General features: G+C 59.5%; 17 protein-coding genes and 2 pseudogenes. 11 read left to right on the forward strand and 8 right to left on the reverse strand.

The features are described from left to right. The 6 genes and pseudogenes from HT737_RS24450 to HT737_RS24480 all read left to right on the forward strand — a co-directional run. On the forward strand, window positions 1-341 hold a 341-nt coding region (locus HT737_RS24450; RefSeq protein WP_220459493.1), incomplete at its 5' end, for a hypothetical protein. Between the two features lie 648 nt (window positions 342-989). Further along, a pseudogene (locus HT737_RS24455) lies at window positions 990-1311 on the forward strand (YbjQ family protein). Window positions 1312-1525: 214 nt separating this feature from the next. Then, the gene (locus HT737_RS24460; RefSeq protein ID WP_041067596.1) at window positions 1526-1714 is read left to right on the forward strand and encodes a hypothetical protein; all 189 of its coding nucleotides are present in this window, start codon (window positions 1526-1528) and stop codon (window positions 1712-1714) included. A gap of 327 nt (window positions 1715-2041) precedes the next feature. Then, window positions 2042-2411 (forward strand): annotated as a pseudogene (locus HT737_RS24465) (glycine zipper domain-containing protein). Between the two features lie 131 nt (window positions 2412-2542). Next, on the forward strand, window positions 2543-2968 hold the full coding sequence (locus tag HT737_RS24470) for a YMGG-like glycine zipper-containing protein (protein ID WP_041067599.1): 426 nt from the start codon (window positions 2543-2545) through the stop codon (window positions 2966-2968). Between the two features lie 716 nt (window positions 2969-3684). Further along, entirely contained in the window at window positions 3685-4380 is a 696-nt protein-coding gene (locus HT737_RS24480) for an HAD-IA family hydrolase (RefSeq protein ID WP_095667098.1), read from the forward strand. Window positions 4381-4461: 81 nt separating this feature from the next. Here the strand turns inward: HT737_RS24480 and HT737_RS24485 are convergent, their stop codons facing one another. After that, window positions 4462-5208, reverse strand: a complete 747-nt coding sequence (locus tag HT737_RS24485; RefSeq protein WP_047292979.1) for a 3-oxoacyl-ACP reductase family protein — start codon at window positions 5206-5208, stop codon at window positions 4462-4464. 126 nt (window positions 5209-5334) lie between these two features. On the opposite strand from HT737_RS24485, the gene HT737_RS24490 reads away from it, so the two are divergent. Continuing rightward, window positions 5335-6261, forward strand: a complete 927-nt coding sequence (locus tag HT737_RS24490) for a LysR family transcriptional regulator (RefSeq protein ID WP_047293057.1) — start codon at window positions 5335-5337, stop codon at window positions 6259-6261. A 116-nt stretch (window positions 6262-6377) separates the two neighbouring features. Here HT737_RS24490 and HT737_RS24495 read toward each other — a convergent pair whose 3' ends face one another. The 3 genes from HT737_RS24495 to HT737_RS24505 all read right to left on the reverse strand — a co-directional run bounded on the left by HT737_RS24495 (window position 6378) and on the right by HT737_RS24505 (window position 10014). Then, a complete protein-coding gene (locus HT737_RS24495; protein ID WP_047292982.1) occupies window positions 6378-7106 on the reverse strand; it encodes an aspartate/glutamate racemase family protein in 729 nt (242 codons plus the stop codon). 54 nt (window positions 7107-7160) lie between these two features. Next, entirely contained in the window at window positions 7161-8699 is a 1539-nt protein-coding gene (locus tag HT737_RS24500) for an NCS1 family nucleobase:cation symporter-1 (protein WP_047292984.1), read from the reverse strand. 580 nt (window positions 8700-9279) lie between these two features. After that, on the reverse strand, window positions 9280-10014 hold the full coding sequence (locus HT737_RS24505) for a phosphoadenylyl-sulfate reductase (RefSeq protein WP_095667097.1): 735 nt from the start codon (window positions 10012-10014) through the stop codon (window positions 9280-9282). A 163-nt stretch (window positions 10015-10177) separates the two neighbouring features. Here HT737_RS24505 and thrH point away from each other — a divergent pair, with 163 nt between their 5' ends. Then, entirely contained in the window at window positions 10178-10795 is a 618-nt protein-coding gene (gene thrH / locus HT737_RS24510) for a bifunctional phosphoserine phosphatase/homoserine phosphotransferase ThrH (RefSeq protein ID WP_182404169.1), read from the forward strand. A 117-nt stretch (window positions 10796-10912) separates the two neighbouring features. Here thrH and pabB read toward each other — a convergent pair whose 3' ends face one another. From pabB to HT737_RS24530, 4 genes are all read right to left on the reverse strand, one after another. Then, window positions 10913-12256, reverse strand: a complete 1344-nt coding sequence (gene pabB, locus HT737_RS24515; RefSeq protein WP_182404170.1) for an aminodeoxychorismate synthase component I — start codon at window positions 12254-12256, stop codon at window positions 10913-10915. A 211-nt stretch (window positions 12257-12467) separates the two neighbouring features. Further along, window positions 12468-13454, reverse strand: a complete 987-nt coding sequence (locus HT737_RS24520) for an alpha-L-glutamate ligase-like protein (RefSeq protein ID WP_108182146.1) — start codon at window positions 13452-13454, stop codon at window positions 12468-12470. Beyond that, window positions 13454-14989, reverse strand: a complete 1536-nt coding sequence (locus tag HT737_RS24525; RefSeq protein WP_041067624.1) for an inactive transglutaminase family protein — start codon at window positions 14987-14989, stop codon at window positions 13454-13456. Before HT737_RS24525 ends, HT737_RS24520 begins: the two co-directional genes overlap by 1 nt. A gap of 5 nt (window positions 14990-14994) precedes the next feature. Further along, entirely contained in the window at window positions 14995-15531 is a 537-nt protein-coding gene (locus HT737_RS24530) for an ATP-dependent zinc protease (RefSeq protein ID WP_025110318.1), read from the reverse strand. Window positions 15532-15822: 291 nt separating this feature from the next. Here HT737_RS24530 and HT737_RS24535 point away from each other — a divergent pair, with 291 nt between their 5' ends. The 3 genes from HT737_RS24535 (at window position 15823) to prpC (ending at window position 18706) form a co-directional block, all read left to right on the forward strand. Continuing rightward, window positions 15823-16545 (forward strand): GntR family transcriptional regulator, encoded by a 723-nt coding sequence (locus tag HT737_RS24535; RefSeq protein WP_174377155.1) that lies wholly within the window; start codon window positions 15823-15825, stop codon window positions 16543-16545. Continuing rightward, window positions 16542-17432 carry a methylisocitrate lyase gene (gene prpB, locus HT737_RS24540; protein WP_041067638.1) on the forward strand — a complete coding sequence of 297 codons (891 nt, stop codon included), beginning with the start codon at window positions 16542-16544 and terminating at the stop codon, window positions 17430-17432. Before HT737_RS24535 ends, prpB begins: the two co-directional genes overlap by 4 nt. 146 nt (window positions 17433-17578) lie before the next feature. Beyond that, on the forward strand, window positions 17579-18706 hold the full coding sequence (prpC, locus tag HT737_RS24545; protein ID WP_182404171.1) for a 2-methylcitrate synthase: 1128 nt from the start codon (window positions 17579-17581) through the stop codon (window positions 18704-18706). Window positions 18707-18779 lie beyond the last annotated feature (73 nt).

Raw genomic sequence — 18779 nt, forward strand, 5'->3', positions numbered from 1 at the left:
AGTACTTCACGATTATGCGTAAGGCGCAAAATTGGTTTAAACACGCCGTAGATGATCCTGATGAGCGCTTTGAGTTTGATCCGGGGGAGACTGAAGCCCTGGCATTCTGGGCGGTGATGAACGCTAGTCTCCTTGCAGATCTATCAACCGAAGCAATGATTTATCAAATTTGGTTCATAGCTTTGCAAGAGCCATCCAATGGTCTGGAGGAAGAGTCGCGTGTTGCTAAAAAGCTCTTTGGAGACATTCGAACGAAACCAAGACCTGAAAGATTGCAGGCAGGAGCCAAGGTACTTCGAGAGCACTTGTTACTGAGTGAAGGAGAGCCGGGTAGTCAATGATTCCAGAAAAGCCATCGGAAAAAGGTAATGAGGTAATTAACGGACATCGGCGTCGCTGAAAGCCCCGTATTCATTGGCTTTGCTGAATTACTTCAGAAAGTAATTTTGAGTAATGAAAAAGGTAATGTGATCGTAAGTGACTGATTTATAGGGGGTAGATAAATGAATAAATTACTCCCTTAAAAGGTAATTACCTTACCTCTACATTACTTGAAAATTACCTTGTGCCGATCCCTTGCAGACCAGTTAAGTTAAGGCTCTCAGGCCGGTCAGTTGATTAAGTTACCGAAATTACCTTTTTTCGATGCCGCTCCCGAAAAAAGGAATTTCCCTCTATGGCCCTTGGCGTATTCGACTGCCGCGCAAACTCATGGGACTGCCATGGGAACGCTTGCGCGCTAACTATCGCCCTGAAGCCCTTATAAACCGGGGGGCGACTTCGCGAAAATCGCATTCGGGCGGTTTCGAATCTCTCCTTCACCGCCACATTCAATACACAAAGCCCCTGATTTCGAAAGAGATCAGGGGTTTTGTGGTTTCTGGCGTCTGGATTTTAATCCGCTGCGCAAGTTGCGCTGGCAGTGTTCGGCCAGGAGGGTCATGGCACATTACAATCGCCACTTTATCCGCATAAAAAGGACGGTTCCCATGATCATCTCCACCACCCACGCCATCGAAGGCCGCCAGATCACCGCGTACCTGGACATTGTCAGCGCGGAGTCGGTGCAGGGCGTCAATGTGATTCGTGATCTGTTTGCCGGCATGCGCGACTTTTTCGGTGGGCGCTCGCAGACGCTGGAGCGGGCGTTGAAAGAGGCGCGGGTTCAGGCGGACGGACGAGATCAAGGAGCGGGCTCGAGCGTTGCAGGCGGATGCGGTGGTCGGGCTGGATTTCGAGATCAGTATGCCGGCGGGCAAGGGCGGCATGGTTGTGGTGTTCGCGACCGGCACAGCGGTCAAGTTGCGTTGAGGTTGTGCAGGTCAGCGCCATGGCTTGGATCCCTTAAGCTTCAGGGCGCCTTCGGGCACTGGGATGTTGAAGAGGTGTAGGCCATTCGTCGGGCATCGGTCGAACTGAACCGCAAGTCAAGTAATGACCGGCTAGTCTCAAAAGCCTTGGAGGTCGATATTTTTTCGGGCAAAAGGGCTTTGCCGGTGTCGATCTATTGCAAAGGGGAGAGGCTATGACTGATCCGTATATCGAAGACGATGGAGCCGAGTTTTCATTCAATAACTGTGTCCGTTGCGGCCAGACGGAGTACCAATCGGGCTTTGGCGAGGACCCGGTGCAGACCGGCAAGATCAAGTCCACCACGCCCAAGGGGCCGAAAGCCAAATTCCTTCCGAAGGTTTCGGCCCGGTCAAGAAAGTAAGGTGAGACCAAACAACCCCGTCTATGAACGGGGTTTTTTATGCCTGATGTTTATGAAAGGAAATCTCCTACAAGCGTTAGGGCAGATTCGGTTTTTTTTCACAAACTTTTCACGTCCACGGACGTAGGGTGAAGCCATCCGTTAGAAAGCAAGTCTCCAGCCCGTCTCCCCAGCGGGCTTTTTTTTGCCTGCAATAAAACCTTTTGCAAAAACGCTGTCCAATCGGCGCCTAGTGCTCGGCGGCAGCTGATTTTTCTGGACTTCAGCGCGTTGGCAGCTTTCAATCTCGGCCCCTTTTTGGTCTCCCTATTTTTGAGGTTTTTTGTCATGCGTCTAACATTGCCCGCTCTGGTTCTGGGGCTTCTGGTTGCTCAAGGTGCGGTGGCTGGTGAAGGCACTGCGGCACTCGGCGGCGGTCTGGGTGGCGCGCTGGGTAATGTGGTCGGCCAGAAAATGGGCGGCAGCACCGGCGCGGCGATTGGTGCCGGTGTTGCAGGCGCGGCCGGCAGTGCGATGGCCGCCGGCAAAGGCAGCCGCACCAAGGCGGCTATCGGCGGTGGTGTTGGCGCGGCCGGTGGTTCGGTGATCGGCAACAGCCTGGGCGGCCGAAATGGCGCGACCATTGGCGCCGGCCTGGGGGGGCGCTGCCGGTGGTGCCGTCGGCGCCAACCTGTCCAAAGGTCACAAGCGTCACTGATTGCGAATGTTGTCAGAAAAAGCCCGGCTCGACCGGGCTTTTTCATGGCTGAACGTTTTTCCGAAAAATGTCTCCAATCTGACATAGGCCCTGTGGGCATTCCGTCCCGATTCGGGAACTGTGAGGTTCAAATGCGTTTGTCATTATCTGCACTGTTTTTCGGATTACTGGTCGCCCAAGGTGCGATGGCCGCCGGCGATGGTAGCGCCGCCGTCGGTGGCGGACTGGGCGGTGTGCTCGGTAACGTGGTCGGTGGCCAGCTCGGCGGCAGCACTGGTGCCGCAGTTGGCGCAGGCGTCGGTGGCGCAGCAGGCAGCGCGGTCGGAGCGAATAAACACAATCGCACCGAAGCCGCCATTGGCGGTGGCTTGGGTGCTGCCGGCGGCTCGGTGGTTGGCAATAGCCTGGGCGGCTCCACCGGCTCCGCCATCGGTGCCGGTTTGGGCGGCGCAGCGGGTGGTGCGGTGGGCAACAATCTGGGTGACGATGGCGGAAGCGGGCATTCCGGCGGTGGTCACAAGCACAACAAGTACAAACATAAAAACCGCCATCATTGATTGAATATTCGAAAGCAAACCCGGCCTGGTGCCGGGTTTTTCGTGTCTGGCGGTCGGACACTGGAACGATTGGCTGTAGGGCTTTTCGAACGTTATACAACCCACCAGACGTAGAGGTTTGCCATGACGCCCGAAACCGAAGGCAAGGAAGAAAAAGGCCCGAGCGGTTTGCCGTTTATCAATGATCCGGGCAACGAGGATCCAGGGTCGCTGATGGATGATGCGACCGTGCCGTTGAATGATGCGGATGAAGCAGACATGGAGTATGAAGAGGATGAGGATGAGCAGTAATTGCTTGTTCTTTTGATCCTGATCGGTGGTGATGCGAGTCTTTAGGGCCTGGGGTTCTGTCAGGCCCTTGGGAGGTGGGAGATGGGTGGTGAGCAGAAAGATGACGATGTCGATCAAACGCCGGAGTATCCGCTGCCTTCTCCTACGGATCCTTTAGGGCGGGATGAGTTGCCGTTGGAGGATGAGGAGGAGTAGCGCCTCTGGTGTGATTCTGAAGGTCTCGCCAGCACCTAGGTAAAAAAGTCGGGAAATCAGGCGTTATCTGTAGGGCATTTCGCTAAACATCAGCGAGTCATTCCACGGCCGGTAAACATTGCCCGTTGCTCAATGTCTGCTGGCCTCGCTATGCTGCTGAACCCATTAATCAGATCCAAGCAGCGGCGCCGGCCGCGCCGCCCGGGATGTTTTTGATAACGGATCCGATGATGAATGCACCGATGAAGACGTTTGGCCCGATCAAGGCCGTGATTTTCGACATGGACGGTTTGCTGCTGGACACCGAGGGCATCTACACCGAGGTCACCTCGCTTATTGCCGAGCGTTACGGGCGGATCTTCGACTGGAGCGTTAAACAGAACATCATCGGTCGCGGCGCCAATGATCTGGCGAACTACGTGGTGCAGGCGCTTGATCTGCCGATCAGCGCTGAAGAGTTTCTGGTGATCCGCGAGCCGCTGATGCGTGAACGCTTTCCCAATGCTCAGGCGATGCCGGGCGCGGAGGAGCTGATTCGCCACCTCAAGGCACACAACATCCCGATCGCCGTGGGCACCAGTTCGTCGCGACAGTCGTTCGGCCAGAAAACCACCTTGCACCGCGACTGGTTTGCGCTGTTCGACTTCATTGTCACGGCGGACGACCCGGAAGTCGGCGCAGCCAAGCCAGCGCCGGACATCTTCCTCACTGCGGCCCGGCGTCTGGGTGTCGCGCCTGAGGATTGCCTGGTGTTCGAGGATTCGCCGTTTGGCGTTACCGCGGCGAAAGCGGCGGGGATGACGGCCATCGCGATTCCCGACGCGGCCATGGCTGATGAAAAATACGCTCACGCCGACGGGATTCTGCGCACGCTCAAGGCATTCACCCCGAGTGCCTGCGGTTTGCCAGCGCTGGAGTGGGCTTGAGCCCCCAGTAACGCGCCCATAAAAAAACGCCGCTCTCTGTAAAGAGGTGCGGCGTTTTTTTGTACCCGGGATTCAGCGCAATCAGGCGCCGAAACCACCGTCGATGGTCAGGCTGGCACCGGTGATGTAACCGGCTTCCGGGCCCACCAGATAGGCGACGAAACCGGCGATTTCATCGGCAGTGCCGTAACGGCCCACCGCCATCAGCGGGATCAGGCTTTCAGCGAAATCACCGTGCGCGGGGTTCATGTCGGTGTCGACCGGGCCGGGTTGCACGTTGTTGATGGTGATGCCGCGCGGGCCGAGGTCGCGGGCCAGGCCTTTGGTCAGACCGACCAGTGCTGATTTGCTCATCGCGTACACACCGCCACCGCCGAAGGGCATGCGGTCGGCGTTGGTACTGCCGATGTTGACGATGCGCGAGCCTTCGCCCATGTGCTTGGCGGCTTCCTGAGACGCGATGAACACGCTGCGTACGTTGATCGCCAGCGTCTGGTCGAAGTCTTCCAGTTTGAAGTCTTCCAGCGGCGCGATGGCCAGGACGCCGGCGTTGTTCACCAGAATATCCAGGCGGCCAAAGGCGTCGACGGTGGCGCTGACGGCGTTGCGGATAGCGCCTTCGTCGGCGCTGTCGGCCTTGATCGCCAACGCTTTGCCGCCGTTGGCGGTGATGCTGTTTTGCAATTCTTCGGCCTTGGCGGTGGAGCTGACGTAGGTGAAGGCGACCGCGGCGCCTTCGGCGGCCAGACGTTTGACGATGGCGGCGCCGATACCACGGGAACCGCCTTGAATCAGAGCGACTTTGCCGCTGAGGTGTTGAGTGGTCATGTTCGATCTCCAGAAAATTCAAGGCGGGGTGCCTTGTTGTTGGAGCCGAGTATCGGCCTCGCATCGACAACCGTGTAGACCATGATTGCTATAGTCTGTGTAAACCAGAAGTTTATAGTGGCGATCATGGAAACTTTCAGCAGTATCGAATGCTTCGTGCGCAGCGCCGAAGTCGGCAGCTTTGCCGAGGCCGCCCGGCGCTTGAGCCTGACCCCGGCCGCCGTCGGCAAGAGTGTGGCGAAGCTCGAGGTGCGGCTCGGTGTACGGCTGTTCCAGCGTAGTACACGCAGCCTGACCCTGACCGAGGCCGGCAAGCTGTTTTTGAGTCAGGTCAGTGGCAGTCTGACGACGATTCAGAATGCGGTGGCCAATCTGTCGAGTGTGGAAGGACTGCCGGCGGGGACGTTAAAAGTCAGCATGGGCACGGTATTCGGGCGTTTGTACATCGTGCCGTTGCTGCAAGAGTTTTTACGTCGGTTTCCGGCGATCAACCCGGACTGGCATTTTGATAACCGTCAGGTCGACTTGATTGGGCAGGGATTCGATGCGGCGATTGGTGGCGGATTTGAATTGCCCCAAGGCGTGGTCGCACGCAAGTTGGCACCCGCGCATCGTGTGTTGGTGGCGTCTGCTGACTACCTGCAAAAACACGAGGCGATTGCCGAACCGGACGACCTGCAACGTCACGATGGCATCCTGATTCGTTCGCCGCAAACCGGTCGGGTGCGCTCCTGGCAGTTGATCAGCAGCGGCAGTCAGCTCTGTCAGCCCTTGACCCTGAAGACGCGAATGACCATGAGCGACTCCGAAGCCGCCTGCGCCACGGCAGCGCAGGGGCTGGGGATCGCGCTGGTCAGCATGCCGTTTGCCGTGGGGTATCTGGAGGCTGGCACATTGCAGCGCGTACTGCCGGACTGGTACATCGATGACGGCAACATTTCGATCTACTACGCCGAGCATAAATTGTTGCCAGGCAAGACTCGGGCGTTTGTCGATTTTGTGATTGAGCAGTTTGCAGAGCGGGGGTTGGCTCGGCGGTTCAGTGCTGTTTGAGGACGGGTTGGGACCGAGTTGACCTTTTCGCGAGCAGGCTCGCTCCCACAGGGGATTTTTGAACGCCACAGATCCAATGTGGGAGCGAGCCTGCTCGCGATAAACGATAACGCGGTCTAACGGGCAAACCGCTCCGCCCAGCCAATGATCTGTTTCGGCCGCGGCGTCGCATACGTCCGCACTTTGGACGTCGACAACCCCAGCCGCACCAGCGATTCAGCAATGGTCACCGCCGCCGTCACGCCGTCCACCACCGGCACCCCGGTGCGGCGACGAATCTGTTCGTCCAGCCCGGCCATGCCGCCGCAACCCAGGCAAATCACTTCGGCCTTGTCCTGGGTGACTGCCAGTTCCGCCTGTTGCACGATGGCTTCCAGCGCCCGTTGTGGCTCGTGCTCCAGTTCCAGCACCGCCAGACCGCTGGCCCGCACCGATGCACAGCGATCCCACAAGCCGGACAGTTTCAGCCGATCCTCGATCAGCGGCACGGTGCGATCCAGCGTCGTGACCACTGAATAGGCGTGGCCGAGAAACATCGCAGTGCTGGCGGCGGCGTCGGTGATGTCCACCACAGGCACGTTCAGCAGTTCCTGCAAACCTTCGCGACCGTGTTCGCCGTAACCCGCCTGAATCACCGCGTCGAACGGTTGGTCGTAGGACATCACCCGATCCATCACGGCGATGGCCGCCAGATAACTTTCGAAATTGCCTTCCACCGAGTCGGCGCCGAAGAACGGCGTCAGACCGACGATTTCCGTACCGGGGGCAGCGACCGCTTGCGCCGAGCGGGCGATGGCCTGGGTGATGGATTCGGTGGTGTTGACGTTGACCACAAGAATACGCATGAGAAGTCCTTATTGCGGGCAGTTCAGCGGCCCGAAGTCCGGGCCGCGAGGAAATTAATGGCTGACGTTATCGACGGCGATGGATTCGCCGCTGACGTCGGCGTAGTGCGGCTGACGCTTGGCGATGATCAGGTAGAGCAGGGCGGCGATGCCGGCACCCACTAGCCAGGAGAACGGCGAAATGCTGTGGAAACCCGGGACCAGCGCCAGGACGATGGCAATCAGCGCTGCCGGAATGAACGCCGCCACCGCGCGGAAATTCACCCCGCGGCTGTAGTAATAGGCACCGTCGGGATCTTCGCTGTACAACTGCGGGACGTGGATCCGGCCTTTGCGGATCAGCCAGTAGTCGACCATGATCACGCCGTACAACGGGCCGAGCAGGGCGCCGAGGCCTGAGAGGAAATACACGATTACCAGTGGGCTGTTGTAGAGGTTCCACGGCAGGATCAGCACGGCGATGGTCGCGCTGATGAGCCCGGCGCGGCGGAAGGTCAGGTATTTCGGCGCCAGGTTGCTGAGCACGAAGGCCGGGGCGACGAAGTTGGCCATGATGTTCACCGCCACGGTGACGATCAGGAACGCCAGGCAACCGAGCACCAGAAAGAATGTGTTGGGAATCGAAGCGATGATTTCGGTCGGGCTTTCGATGACCCGCCCGTTGATCTGAAATTGCGCGCCGCAGAGCAGGACGGTGATGGCAGCGAACACCAGAATATTTACCGGCAGGCCCCAGAAATTGCCGACCTTGATGGTCTTGCGGCATGGCGAGGAGCGGGCGAAGTCGCAGAAATTCAGGATCAGCGTGCCGTAGATCGCCAGCCACAGCGCGCCGCCGGCAAAGATGTTGCGCCACATCTCGCCACCGGTCAGCGGGTCGCGGATCGACCAGGCGATGGTCGCATTGGCCTGGGTGTACATCCACGCGGCGAGCGCGGCGACGGTCAGCAGAATCACCGGCCCGGCAAAGGCTTCGTAACGGCGGACCATTTCCATGCCATAGGCGAGGATCGCCAGTTGCACGAACCAGATCACCACGAAGCACACCCAGCCCAGCGTTGACAGGCCGAGAATCGAGTTGTGGTCGTAATCGGCGAACCCGGGGTGAATCGCTGTCAGCAACACGCGAAATACCACCGACGCCAGATACGTCTGAATGCCGAACCAGGCGATGGCGATCACCGCGCGAATCAACGCCGGAATCTGCGCGCCGTGAATGCCGAAGCTGATCCGGCTGATCACCGGAAACGGCACCCCGGTTTTCTGCCCCATGTAGCCGGACAGGTTCATGAAGAAGTACACCAGCGCCGCGCCGATCCCCAGCGACAGCAGAATCTGCCAGCCGCCCAGGCCCAACGCATACAGGCCGATGGCGAACGAGTAGTTGGCGATGTTGTGCACATCGTTGGTCCACAGCGCGAAGATGCTGTATTTGCCCCAGCGCCGACCTTCGGCCCGGGTCGGTGCGAGGTCACTGTTGTGCAGGCGTGGGCTCAGTTGTAGCGGGGCGGCCAGAGCCGCGTCGGGCGATGGTTGGTCGAGGGCAGAGGCGGGCAGATTCAACGCGATGTTGTTGGAGAGACTTGTACGCATTCCGGCAGGCTCCTGATGGGCGGGGCCGCGATGACTGTGCATGAGCTCAGGGCTCGACAAATCTTCGTCGCGGCCAGCAAACATCACTGGTTACGGGGCATCTGCAGCCTGTACGGGATAGGGCGCTTCAGGCTTGCGGATCGAAAGTGTGGATAGATGTTTTGCAGTTTTGTATACAAAACATGTATGCACCAAAGCCAGATCTGTGCCAGTTAGCGATCTATGGAGCGCTGCGCTCATTTCGAAAAGTTATCAATGAACGCTAAGTGGTTGAAAATATTTGGTTATAAATTGACCGATTGAACAGGTATTTATTTTTTGCGGGGGATTTTGCGCAGGTGGCAAGACAGAGGCGTTTTGCCAAGGGATGTAACTTTTCAGGGCGCTAAAACAAAAAGTGCACACATAAATGGCACCGATGGTGACATTCGTGTGTACACATTTTTTCATGGCACCACAAAGCAAATGTGGGAGCGAGCTTGCTCGCGAAGGCGTCTTTCCAGTCAACAAATCCGGTGACTGTCAGAACGCTTTCGCGAGCAAGCTCGCTCCCACAGGGGGGCATCATTGAGGCAGAGATTTACGCCTTGCTGATGATATTCCCCGCATGCAGCCCGCACTCTTTCTGCGTGGCTTCTTCCCACCACCAGCGGCCTTCGCGTTCGTGCTGGTTTGGCAGGACCGGGCGGGTGCAGGGTTCGCAGCCGATGCTGATGAAGCCGCGCTCATGCAGGCTGTTGTAGGGCAGCTCGAGCATGCGGATGTAGCCCCAGATCTCTTCGCTGGTCATTTGCGCCAGCGGGTTGAATTTGTACAGGGTGCGTTCCGGGGTTGAGAACGCGGTGTCGATTTCCAGCACCGCCACGGCGCTGCGGGTACCCGGGCTCTGGTCGCGGCGCTGGCCGGTGGCCCAGGCTTGGACGCCAGACAGTTTGCGGCGCAGCGGCTCGATCTTGCGGATGCCGCAGCATTCGCCATGACCGTCCCTGTAGAAGCTGAACAGGCCTTTTTCCTTCACGAACGGTTCGAGTTTCGTGTAGTCCGGCGACACCAGTTCGATATCGATCTTGTAGTGCTCGCGCACCTGATCGATGAAGCGATAGGTTTCCGGATGCAGGCGGCCGGTGTCGAGGCTGAACACCTTGACGTTCTTGTTCAGCTTCCAGGCCATGTCCACCAGCACCACATCCTCGGCGCCACTGAAAGAGATCCACAGTTCATCACCGAACTCGGCGAACGCGAGTTTCAGGATGTCCTGGGCGGATTTGTTGGCATAGGTCGTGGCGAGTTCCACGACATCGAACGTTGGGCTCATCAGGGCGGCTTCCTACAGGTCGGTGGCGCTGGGCGCTCTATATGGCGCCGATGGTAACAAAAAGCGGCGGAATAGGGTGTGCCCGCTGCGTTGCGCGGTCGCGGGGGAGTCGCTAGAGTTCGGGCTCGCTCGACTCGATAATCACCACAAACGGGAGTGTCTTGTGGAAATTGCTTGCCTGGATCTTGAAGGGGTACTGGTACCGGAAATCTGGATCGCCTTCGCCGAAAAAACCGGAATCGAATCCCTCAAGGCCACGACCCGGGACATTCCCGATTACGACGTGCTGATGAAGCAGCGTCTGCGCATCCTCGACGAGCACGGCCTGAAGCTCTCGGACATTCAGGAAGTGATCGCCACCCTCAAGCCGCTGGACGGCGCGGTGGAGTTCGTTGACTGGCTGCGCGAGCGCTTCCAGGTGGTGATTCTCTCGGACACCTTCTACGAATTCTCCCAGCCGCTGATGCGCCAACTGGGCTTCCCGAACTTGCTCTGCCACCGCCTGATCACTGACGACAGTGGGCGGGTGACCAGCTATCAACTGCGTCAGAAAGACCCCAAGCGTCAGTCGGTGCTGGCATTCAAGAGCCTGTACTACCGAGTGATTGCGGCGGGTGATTCGTATAACGACACGAGCATGCTCGGCGAGGCGGACGCGGGAATTCTGTTCCATGCGCCGGACAACGTGATTCGCGAGTTCCCGCAGTTCCCGGCGGTGCATACGTTTGCCGAGCTGAAGCAGGAATTCCTCAAGGCTTCGAACCGCGACCTGTCCTTGTAACCCTCAATCCCTCTGTAGGAGCTGCCGAAGGTGCGATCTTTTGATCTTGATCTTGATTGTTTAAAAACAGGATCAAAAGATCGCAGCCTTCGGCAGCTCCTACAGGGGTTGCGTCATTCAGAGGTTTTGCAGGGTGTCGAGGAGGATTCGGACCTTGGTAATCGACTCCTGATACTCCGCCTGCCAATCCGAATCAGCCACGATCCCGCCACCCCCCCAGCAACACACCTGCCCATCCTTGACCAACAGACTGCGAATCGCGATGGAGCTGTCCATCTCGCCGCGTACGTCCAGGTACAGCAGCGAGCCGCAATACAACCCGCGTCGCGTCGGCTCCAGTTCGTCGATGATCTGCATCGCGCGGATCTTCGGGGCGCCGGTGATCGAGCCGCCGGGGAAGCTGCCGGCGATCAGGTCGAGTGCGTCGCGGTCATCCGCCAGTTCCCCGGTCACGCTGCTGACCAAGTGATGCACGTTCGGATAGCTTTCCAGGCTGAACAGCTCCGGTACCCGCACCGAGCCGATGCGGCAGGTGCGGCCGAGGTCGTTGCGCAGCAGGTCGACAATCATCAGGTTTTCCGCGCGATCCTTGGGGCTGGCCAGCAGTTCGGCGGCGTTGGCCGCGTCTTCGGCAGGCGTCAGACCGCGCGGGCGAGTGCCTTTGATCGGGCGGGTTTCCACTTGGCGCTGGTTGACTTTGACGAAGCGCTCTGGCGACAGGCTCAACACCGCGTCGCCGTCGGGCAGGCTCTGGAAACCGGAAAACGGTGTCGGGCAAGCCTCGCGCAACGCGCAGTAGGCCAGCCATGGATCGCCTTGGCAGGTTGCGCGGAAACGCTGGGCGAAGTTGACCTGATAGCAGTCGCCGGCCTGGATGTATTGATGAATGCGTTCCAGCGCCCGGCGATAATCGTCCGGCGAAAGATCGGCAGTCATCGGCGTGTGCAGCTTGAACGGCGTGAGCGGCGCTGAGGTCGGTTGGCTGAACAGCGCAATCAGCCGTAGCCGCTCGCTGTCGGTCAGTGAGGGGTGAAACACCAATTGACTGGTGGCGGTCTGGTGATCGCTGATCAGCGCCCAGTCGTACAGGCCGAACCGCGCGTCGGGCAGTTGCAGATCGTCCCGGGCCAGGCTCGGCAGATTCTCGAGATGTCGGCCGAAGTCGTAGCTCAGATAGCCGATCAGGCCGCCGGCGAAGGGCAGTTCATGGCTCGCAGGCAGTTGCGCTTCGCCCAGGCGAGTCAGATTATCCCGCAGGCGTTGCAGGAATACGTCGCCGCTTTCATCGGGCAACACCGCCAGTTGTGCCAGCGGCCAGGCGCTGAGCAGGTCATAACGGCCACGGTCGGCACTTGGCCGGCCGCTGTCGAGCAGCACGGCGCCGGGTGCATGGCGGATGGCCGCGAAGTAGTCGGCGGGGTTGGCACGGTAGGGCAGCGGGTGTACGGAACAGGTCAACATGGGCGGGGCAGATCGGCCATCGAGGCGGGGTGGGGATTGTAGTCCTCTGCGGGAATTGCTCCTAGAGGGGATGTCGGGGATTGGCAGATCCGCAGCGGCCGCCGAGCAACCTGTGGCGAGGGAGCTTGCTCCCGTTGGAGTGCGAAGCGCTCCCCAAAAATCTTACGACTGCTGCGCAGCCGAGCGGGAGCGAGCTCCCTCGCCACGGGGATCAGCCCTCGACCGCCGGAATATGCCCAAACATCTCCTGAGTAAACGCCACCCGTTCCTCGACCGACTCGGTCACGCCACGCGCCTTCAGCGCCTCCAGATGCGCTTCGACTGCATGCGTACGCTGAGTCAGCCCGCAGTCGTTGGCTATCTGGATATTCAGCCCCGGCCGCGCATTCAGTTCGAGAATCAGCGGGCCTTTTTCCTGGTCCAGCACCATGTCCACACCGATGTAGCCCAGGCCGCACAGTTCATAACAGCCGGCGGCGAGTTTCATGAAACCGTCCCAGTAGGGCAGTTGCACGCCGTCCACCGCGTTGGTGGTGTCGGGGTGTTTGTTGATGATGTTGTTCAGCCAGGTGCCGCGCAGGGTCAGGCCGGTGGCGAGGTCGACACCGACGCCGATGGCGCCCTGGTGCAGGTTGGCCTTGCCGCCAGACTGACGGGTTGGCAGGCGCAGCATGGCCATCACCGGATAGCCCATCAGCACGATGATGCGAATGTCCGGCACGCCTTCGTAGCTGATGCTCTTGAAGATCTGATCCGGGGTCACCCGGTACTCGATCAGCGCGCGGTCGCGGTGGCCGCCCAGCGAATACAGGCCGGTGAGAATGCTCGAGATGTGGTGCTCGAGTTCTTCGTGGGCAAGGATCTTGCCCGACACCGTTCGGTAGCGGCCCTCAAAGCGGTCGGCGATGACGATGATGCCGTCACCGCCCGCACCTTGAGCCGGCTTGATCACGAAATCGTTGCGCCCGCCGATGATCGCGTCGAGCTTGTCGATTTCCTTCTCCGTGGAGATCACGCCATACAGCTCCGGCACATGAATGCCGGCCTCGATCGCGCGTTCTTTGGTGATGATCTTGTCATCGACGATCGGGTACAGGCTGCGCTTGTTGTACTTGAGCACGTAGTCGGCGTTACGCCGATTGATGCCCATGATGCCCCGCGCCTCCAGAGCCTTCCAGGTCTTCCAGAAACCGAACATCAGGCGTCAGCCTTCTTCAGGAAAGCCTTGAAGCGCACCAGTTCGGTCAGGCGGTAACCGCGATAGCGACCCATCGCCAGCATGAAACCGACCAGAATCAGCAGGATCGCCGGGAAGGTAAACACGAAGTACACCAGCTCCGGCACGGTCATGATCAGGTGGGCCAGCGAGGCGGCGAACAGGGTGCCGATCGCCACTTTCATGGCATGGCTGGCGCCGCGTTCTTCCCAGGTGATCGACAGGCGTTCGATGGTCATGGTCAGAATCACCATCGGGAACAGCGCCACCGACAAGCCACGCTCCAGCCCCAGCTTGTGGCTGAACAGGCTGATAGCGGCAATCAGGACTACCACGAAGGTCAACACCACCGACAGGCGCGGCAGCATCTGCAGCTTCAGGTGTTCCAGGTACGACCGTAAGGACAGGCCCAGCGCGGTGATCACGGTAAACAGCAGGATGCCGAAGCCCAGTTGCGTTTCGCGGAAGGCCAGGGCGATCAGCACCGGGGTAAAGGTGCCGAGGGTCTGCAGGCCGATCAGGTTGCGCAGGATCAGGATCACCAGCACGCCGATCGGGATCATCACCATGATCATGAACGTCTGCTGGGTCTGCAGCGGCAGGCCGTACAACGAGTATTCGAGGAAGTTGGCATCGGTATTTTCGTCGGTCAGCTTGGCCAGACGAATCGCGTTCATCTCGCTGTTGTTCAGGCTGAAGGTCACGTTGGCTTTCTTCGCGCCGTCGACGGTGATCAGGTTTTCATCACCGGTCCACCACAGCAGACGGTCGGTCGGCAGGCCTTGCTCACCGGTTTCCGGGTTGAAGTACAGCCAGTCGTTGCCATTGAAGCTGCGCAGCCACAGCTCCGGGGTTTGCGGTTGATCGGCAACGAGGCGGATGGTGTGGACTTTTTCTACCGGTACGTGGGCGATCGACAACAGCAGTTCGACGATCTTCGCCTTGTGCGGCGTTGACGGGTCGCCGGCCAGCAGCAGTTTGACGTTGTCGTCGTTGACGTTGTTGACGCGTTTGATCGCTTCGCCGATGAAGGTCTCGACGTCGGCCGAGTGCTGGCGGATCGGTGCGAGCAGGGCTTCGGCGGCGATTTTTTCCGGGCCTTCGATGGCGATGCTGTCGCGGAAGGTCGGGCCTTTGATCTTGGATTTTTCTGCGGTATAGCGTTTGGTCAGCACCAGACGGTAATAAAGGGTCTGGTTGCCCTTGGCCCGGCGCGCGGACCAGGTGACCTTGCGGTTGCCGTCGACGCGGTTGACCGCCACGCCGTAATTATTGGAGATAAAGCTTTCGTTGAGGCTGACGTAATCGCGGCTCAGCGGCGGCACGAACATCTGGACTTTCACCGGATCCTTGGTGCTGGCGACGAACTCGACTTTGGCGTCGATGTTCCACAGGTCGTCGGTAGCGTCTTCGGTCACCGGGATGCCGAGCACGAAAATCTGATAGGCCGTAACCGAAACGCCCAGGAGCACCAGAATGGTGATCAGGATTTTCAGGTGGAAGGTTAGAGAACGCATGGAAATTACTCGGCGGTATGAGCGGCGATGGTGCAGGCGGGTTTGCCGGCAGCGTATTTAAGACTGGGGTCGACCAGCGCGTCGAAGCGTTTCAGCGCTTCGGAGCCGATCAAAAGCGGGTATTGGAACGCACTACGGTCGGTCAGGTTCACTTCGATGCTGCGCAACGCCGTGCCCATGCAGATGTCCAGCTCGATCACCGGACGCGCGGTGTACTTCTTGCCTTCTTCCGGGTCGTAGTCGCCGGCGCGGCGCTTGATCTTGCTGACCCGGGCCAGCGGCCGTTCGATCGGGTGCGAATGCGCAGCGTCGATCGCCAGGTAGAAACGCACCCACGACTCGCCATTGCGTTTGAAGCGTTTGATGTCGCGGGCACTCAGTGAGGCGGTTTTGGCGCCGGTGTCGAGTTTGGCCGCGACTTGCAGATTGATGCCGTCAAGCGATGCATATTCGTTGAGGCCGTACACGGTTTTTTCCCCCGCCGCGGCGAGGCCGGGCAGGCAAAACAGCGCAAAAAATGTGGGGAAGGGCTTGAGTCTCATAAATCCTGGTGCGCAGCGTTCCGTTTTCGGTTCAGGTTCCTGGCAAAACTTGCGCAAGCGCCTGCGTGTGCCTATCAGCTTTTTATGACAAGCCGTACAAATGGCCAGCAAATGCGGGCGGCATTCTAGCACGGTGGTTTTATGGCGCCAGCGCTCGCGCCGGTCTATAACCCTTGGGGTTGTTGGAGAGGGTTATTAGACGATTGTCGACAATGTGGATTTATACTTTGACTGGTGCGGGCTAATTGGCTAGTTTTTGCCGCATTGGATTTGAAGGTGTCGACAATCATGCTGGATCAACTCGATCCCCCGGTCATCAGCGGCGACGATTCCGAGACGCTCTCGGAAAACGTCTTCCGGCGCATCCAGGCGGCCATCGTCAAAGGTGAGATCGCCCCCGGCAGCAAGATCTCCGAGCCGGAGCTGGCGCGCACCTACGGCATCAGCCGCGGGCCGCTGCGCGAGGCCATTCATCGGCTCGAAGGTCAACGCCTGCTGGTGCGCGTACCGCATGTCGGCGCACGAGTGGTGTCGCTCAGCCATGCCGAATTGCTCGAACTCTACGAAATCCGCGAATCCCTTGAAGGCATGGCCTGCCGTCTGGCGGCCGAGCGCATGAGCGTCGAAGACATCGACGAACTGCGCCGGGTGCTGGAAACCCACGAGCGCGACGCGGCGTTTCAGGCCGGCGTCGGCTATTACCAGCAGGAAGGCGATTTCGACTTTCACTATCGAATCATTCAGGGCAGCGGCAATCGCACCCTGACCCAGATGCTCTGCGGCGAGTTGTATCAACTGGTGCGCATGTACCGCATCCAGTTTTCCACCACGCCCAATCGGCCACGTCAGGCGTTTGCCGAACACCACCGGATTCTCGATGCCATCGCCGACCGTGACGGCGAGCTCGCGGAATTGTTGATGCGCCGCCACATCGGCGCCTCGAAACGCAACATCGCCCGTCATTACCAGGACGGCGCCGACAATAAGACAGCCACTGAACGAGGTGAGTCATGAGTTCCAAGCAGAACACTCCAGGCCAGCGTTTCCGCGATGCGGTCGCCAGCGAGCATCCATTGCAGGTGGTCGGCGCGATCAACGCCAACCACGCGCTGCTGGCCAAGCGTGCCGGTTTCAAGGCGATCTACCTGTCCGGTGGCGGGGTGGCCGCAGGCTCGCTTGGCGTGCCGGACCTGGGCATCACCGGCCTGGATGACGTGCTGACCGACGTGCGGCGCATCACCGACGTCTGCGACCTGCCACTGCTGGTGGACGTCGACACCGGTTTCGGCGCCTCGGCGTTCAACGTGGCGCGCACCGTGAAGTCGATGATCAAGTTCGGCGCGGCGGCGATTCACATCGAAGACCAGGTCGGCGCCAAGCGCTGCGGCCACCGTCCGAACAAGGAAATCGTCACCCAGCAGGAAATGGTCGACCGCATCAAGGCAGCGGTCGATGCCCGTACCGATGACAGCTTTGTGATCATGGCCCGCACTGACGCGCTGGCGGTTGAAGGTCTGGAGTCGGCACTGGATCGCGCCGCCGCGTGCATCGAGGCCGGCGCCGACATGATCTTCCCGGAAGCCATCACCGAACTTGAGATGTACAAGCTGTTCGCCAACCGCGTGAAGGCACCGATCCTCGCCAACATCACCGAGTTCGGCTCGACACCGCTGTACACCACCGAGCAACTGGCTGGCGCCGATGTGTCGCTGGTGCTGTACCCGCTGTCGGCGTTCCGCGCGATGAACAAGGCCGCGGAAAACGTCTACACCGCGATCCGCCGCGACGGCACCCAGCAGAATGTCATCGACACCATGCAGACACGCATGGAGCTTTACGATCGCATCGACTACCACACCTTCGAGCAGAAGCTCGATGCGTTGTTTGCCGCTAAAAAATAAAGGCGAAGATCAAAAGATCGCAGCCTCGTTTCACTCGACAGCTCCTACAGGAACGCGGTCGATGCAGGAGCTGCCGAAGGCTGCGATCTTTTGCCAACAACACCGTAATTGCAGATTCCCTAACAAATTCAAGATTGGAGACAGCAATGGCCGAAGCAAAAGTACTCAGTGGCGCCGGGCTCCGGGGCCAGGTTGCCGGGCAAACCGCACTGTCCACCGTGGGCCAGGCCGGTGCCGGGCTGACTTATCGCGGCTACGACGTGCGTGAACTGGCAGCCGACGCGCAGTTCGAAGAAGTGGCGTACCTGCTGCTGTACGGCGAACTGCCGACCCAGGCGCAACTCGACGCCTACCAGCAAAAGCTGAGCAAGCTGCGCGATCTGCCGCCAGCACTGAAAGAAGTGCTCGAACGCATCCCTGCCGACGCTCACCCGATGGACGTCATGCGCACCGGTTGTTCGTTCCTCGGCAACCTCGAACCGGAGAAAGATTTCTCCGAGCAGCGCGATAAGACCGACCGTCTGCTCGCCGCTTTCCCGGCGATCATGTGCTACTGGTATCGCTTCAGTCACGACGGCAAACGCATCAACTGCGTCAGTGATCAGCCATCGATTGGCGGCCACTTCCTGCACCTGTTGCACGACAAGAAACCGAGCGAGCTGCACGTCAAAGTGATGAACGTGTCGCTGATCCTTTACGCCGAACACGAATTCAACGCTTCGACGTTTACCGCTCGTGTTTGCGCATCGACCCTGTCCGACCTGTATTCCTGCGTCACCGCGGCCATCGGTTCGTTGCGCGGCCCGCTGCACGGCGGCGCCAACGAAGCGGCGATGGAAATGATCGAGCGCTTCTCGTCGCCGGAAGAGGCGATCAAGGGCACCCTCGGCATGCTGGAGCGCAAGGACAAGATCATGGGCTTCGGCCACGCGATCTATAAGGACAGCGATCCGCGTAACGAGGTGATCAAGGGCTGGTCGAAAAAACTCGCTGACGAAGTCGGTGACAAGGTGTTGTTCGCGGTTTCCGAAGCCATCGACAAGACCATGTGGGAGCAGAAGAAACTGTTCCCCAATGCCGACTTCTACCATGCCTCGGCGTACCACTTCATGGGCATTCCGACCAAGCTGTTCACGCCGATTTTCGTCTGCTCGCGCCTGACCGGCTGGGCCGCGCACGTGTTCGAACAGCGTGCCAACAACCGCATCATCCGTCCGAGCGCCGAGTACGTCGGCGTTGAACAGCGCAAGTTCGTGCCAATCGAACGTCGCTGAATGGTGAGGGCCAGCCACAAAGCGCAACCCCTGTAGGAGCTGCCGAAGGTGCGATCTTTTGATTTTGTTTTTC

The sequence above is a fragment of the Pseudomonas sp. MD195_PC81_125 genome, assembly GCF_014060985.1.
GTDB lineage: Bacteria > Pseudomonadota > Gammaproteobacteria > Pseudomonadales > Pseudomonadaceae > Aquipseudomonas > Aquipseudomonas parakoreensis.